The sequence below is a fragment of the Sphingorhabdus sp. genome (assembly GCF_046596595.1).
In the GTDB taxonomy this organism is placed as follows: Bacteria; Pseudomonadota; Alphaproteobacteria; order Sphingomonadales; family Sphingomonadaceae; genus Sphingorhabdus_B.
In genome coordinates this window covers 1-3,800 of the sequence record NZ_JBKJMB010000029.1, presented here as the reverse complement: position 1 = coordinate 3,800, position 3,800 = coordinate 1, and the positions used below count along the sequence as shown (strand labels likewise).

The 3,800-nt window shown below is 55.4% G+C and carries 5 protein-coding genes; 4 read left to right on the top strand and 1 reads right to left on the bottom strand.

All coding sequences use genetic code 11. The annotated features are described in order from the left end of the window. The first annotated feature begins 75 nt into the window (after positions 1 to 75). From ACLL9E_RS02785 to ACLL9E_RS02770, 4 genes are all read left to right on the top strand, one after another. A complete protein-coding gene (locus tag ACLL9E_RS02785) occupies positions 76 to 543 on the top strand; it encodes a PTS sugar transporter subunit IIA (RefSeq protein ID WP_411290219.1) in 468 nt (155 codons plus the stop codon). After that, positions 540 to 881: a DUF1491 family protein gene (locus tag ACLL9E_RS02780; RefSeq protein ID WP_411290218.1), complete on the top strand. Its 342-nt coding sequence runs from the start codon at positions 540 to 542 to the stop codon at positions 879 to 881. Before ACLL9E_RS02785 ends, ACLL9E_RS02780 begins: the two co-directional genes overlap by 4 nt. Before the next feature lie 167 nt (positions 882 to 1,048). Further along, positions 1,049 to 1,771: a cell wall hydrolase gene (locus ACLL9E_RS02775; RefSeq protein WP_411290217.1), complete on the top strand. Its 723-nt coding sequence runs from the start codon at positions 1,049 to 1,051 to the stop codon at positions 1,769 to 1,771. A gap of 76 nt (positions 1,772 to 1,847) precedes the next feature. Next, entirely contained in the window at positions 1,848 to 2,336 is a 489-nt protein-coding gene (locus ACLL9E_RS02770; protein ID WP_411290216.1) for an MmcB family DNA repair protein, read from the top strand. 11 nt (positions 2,337 to 2,347) lie between these two features. On the opposite strand, the gene ACLL9E_RS02765 is transcribed toward ACLL9E_RS02770, so the two are convergent. Continuing rightward, a complete protein-coding gene (locus ACLL9E_RS02765) occupies positions 2,348 to 3,670 on the bottom strand; it encodes a DUF3604 domain-containing protein (RefSeq protein ID WP_411290215.1) in 1,323 nt (440 codons plus the stop codon). Between the last annotated feature and the right edge of the window lie 130 nt (positions 3,671 to 3,800).

Genomic DNA, 3,800 nt, shown 5'->3' with positions numbered 1-3,800 from the left:
GACCAAATTCTTAGGATTTTCTAAACCAATTCAAGGGATTGTGCTGCGGTCGCACCGCGCGCTTTTAAACAAAATATGATTCGACTTTCTACTAGGCTCGTTGAAGGGGCCGTTGCTGCTGACATGTCGTGTTCGGGTAAATCGGACCTGCTTGCACGGCTAGCAACCATCGCTGCGGAAAACTACTTTGTTGACGCGCCCGCCGTTCTGGACGGGATGATGGAGCGCGAGCGGCTTGGGCCGACGGGCTTTGGTGGCGGGACGGCTATTCCGCATTGCAAGGTTTCGGGCATTGATATGCCAGTGGCGGTATTCGTCCGGCTGTCGCAACCCGTGCCTTATGATGCCGTGGATGATGAACCTGTTGACCTTGTATGCGGGCTGATCTCGCCTGCACAGGATGGTGCGTCACATCTGCGTGCGTTGGCAGAGGTTTCACGATTATTCCGCGACGAGAAATTCCGCGCGCAATTGCGTGGTGCAGCCGATTCTGCGGCCATGTTCGCTGTGCTCACCTTGTCCGAAGAGCGTGACGCCGCTTGATTGAACCAAGGCTTGCCAGCGGAGTGATGATTTCCGCAATCAAGCGAATGGCCGAAGCGCAAGGCGACTTTGCGACCGTCCTGAAAAAGGGTGATGCGATATCGGGTGCGATATTGTTAATTGGCCAAATCCGTGGCGCAAATCCTCGGTTATTCGAACGTTATCCTTCTTTTGATGGCCGATCAGGTTGGCAACTCCTTGATTTTACAGGACAGAATGATTCGTCCGTGACGGATTATTGGCAAAAGCGACGTAGTAATGACCCCGATTTATGGGTTTTGGAACTTGATGTCGTATCCGCTGCACGGTTGGACGGACTTTTAGCTGCGTTGAATTGACTTTGCTGCGGCGCATCATAAATGCGCGATGAACGAGTAGCGAAGGTTGTCGTACGGGACACAAATGGGGTGACCGGACAAACACGCGAGTCGGATGCAACAAAAGACGAACAATAATAAATAGATACCGTTTCGTCTGATGGTGCCGCCGCTTTAATGTATGTTTAATGTTGAAATTTTTCCGGGCCGCCTCTTTGGTGGTCGTTTCCTATACTCTGGCCGCAGCGGCGCTGACTGCTGATGCCGGTTTTGCTTTTGGTAATGACCAAAGCACGGCACTAAGTGCCAACACCATCATGATTGACGCTACGCAGATCGCCGCCGAGCAGTCGCGGCTGGATCTGGCGAAGAGCGGCAAGGTCACAGCGACTCTTGCGGCCAATGGCGATATTGTTTTCGTTCCAGGCAACGGCGGAATGCCGAAGATGGACCCGCAAGCGCCCCCTTCCACAGCCGACCGAAATGATGAGATGTCCGCATCGACCCTTGCTGGCCTCGTGCAGTCGCAAGATCATGATGAAAGCTTGAGCAGCGAAGAACGCTGCCTAGCTGGCGCGGTCTATTTCGAATCAAAGGGCGAATCGCTTACGGGCCAATTGGCTGTGGCACGCGTCATTCTCGCGCGCGCCAATTCCGGACGCTTCCCGACCACCTTGTGCGGCGTAGTGTTTCAGAAGAGCCAGTTCTCCTTTGTGCGCGGCGCTAATATGCCCCCCATTCCGACGGGCAGCAAGAATTGGCGTCATGCGGTGGCGATCAGCAAGATTGCGCTCAATGACGCATGGAAAAGCCCGGTTGAAGGGGCTTTGTTCTTCCACGCCCGCCATGTCTCACCTGGTTGGCGCCTGACGCGCATTGGCAGCATCGACAATCATATTTTTTACCGCTGAACCGAGCGTATAAAATGACAATAAGGGCCCCTAAATGGGGCCTTTATTATGTTCGCCTTTCGTTCTAAACGGAAGCATGAACTTAGCTGCTATATCGCTCTCTATTTCCGGTGCACCCGCCGTTGCGCGCGGCGTATCGCGTCTGTTTCTGCGCAACCAGATCATGGTTCAGCCAGAGGTGCGCTTACGCAACCATCGCCGTGCCGACCTGATGGGGCTGACCAGCAAAGGTGAGATTATCATTGTCGAGATCAAATGTTCGCGTGCCGACTTGCTCGGTGACCAGAAATGGCCTGAATATCTCGAATATTGCGACCGCTTTTTTTGGGCGGTGCCAGCTGGATTCGATATTGGACCGTTGCACAACGACGCCTTTATGCCCGAACGGGCGGGGTTGATCGTTGCCGACGCCTATGACGCCGAAATTGCACGCCCAGCGGCATTCGTACCTGTGGCGGCAGCACGCCGGAAAACCGAAACGCAGCGGCTCGCGCGGCTGGCGATGCGCAGGTTGATGGGAATTGCTGATCCCGACCCGATCTTGGCCGAGATTGAAGCCGAATAAGCGCGGCTTCTTTAGCTTTTCGCCGGATTATACCAGATCGGTGACGAATACGCCCGTTCCTGCGCTTTAATTTCCGTTCCCGGAAGCAATTTTGCGCCGTAGCGCAAGGCATCAAACAATACCCAGCGTGGCGTGGGAATTTCGATGACGCGAACATAATAAAAAGCGCGGATGCTGCGGTCGAATTCGGGATCAGTCCAGACAATGCGCAATTCAGGGTCGCCAATGCTGTTGGTATAGCTTGCCTTGGCGATGTTCACAGTGTCGCCCACAATGGGCACTTTGCCGTTGACTGCTCTGGCGCGCTTGTCCGCGTCAGCCCAGACGACATCAAAAACCTTTTCTTCAAGCTTACCTGAAGCATTGACCCAGCCTTTGACGATCTGGACGCGGTCAAGATTTGCACCCATCGGGTCTTTCAACGCCGATATCATGAATTTCGGCGCGCCGGTGCCCGGTTTCAGGTCAGCGCCCATCGGCACTCCCTTGGCATAGCCCGACTTGACCCAATCACCCGCGAAATCCGAGTCGTTGAAGTCCCACCCTCCAAAGAAACGCAGGGTCATGCGCGGGCCAGTTGTTGCGTAGACCTCGCGCCGCATCATCGCGTCGAAGATCGCGGCGCGCGTATTGGCGGTGGCCCACACTGCGGCATATCCGCCGGCCAGATAGTGCCAGCCAAAACGTCCGGTAGTATTGCCGAGGTTCTGCGCCTGCGATGCGCGCGTGGCATTGGGTTCACCACCAGAATGCTTGCCAAAAAAGTTGTTTTCGTCCCCGGTAGCCAAGGCTGTGTGGCTGTCCGTCGACCCGATCACGCCAAACTTATACGGATTAACTCCCGTCCGAGCCTCAATCTCCAAGCCGCGCTTCAACGCTTCGCGGATATATTCGCCCGCGAAATCCTGCGGCTTTTTCTTTTGCTGCATCGTGAGATTGCCAAGCTCCCACCCGGCGACGCCAAAGCCGGAAAATTCGTCATTGGGCGAAAGAAAGGGGTGCGATTCGCTGTCGCCTTTGATTTGCGTGATTTCCGCCACGGGTTCGTGCGCGGCACGGCGGCGGGCATATTGCGCGGTCATCGGACCGCCATCGGGTCCTACCAATTCAAACATCAGGCCGTTGGACAGGTTGCTGTTGTGCGGAATCGCGAGCACTTTGCCGCCCGTCACCTTTTCATAATTGTCCATATAGTCCCACAACTGGCTGACTGGCGTATCGCCTTGGCCGGGATCATAAGGCAGGACTTTATCCGTCCGGCTCTTGCCGTCACGAAACATGACGACGCGGTGCAAATTGTTGCCGCCGGGCATCAATGTATATTCAAAGCCCATGAAGGCAGTGAACTTGCCCGGCGGCAACAATTTGCACCGCGTCGTCATGTTTCGCGACGGCAAGAGCCGGACGGATAAAGTCCTGCCTTATGATCCCGGCCAAGGCGATACGCCAGTCAGCCAGTTGTGG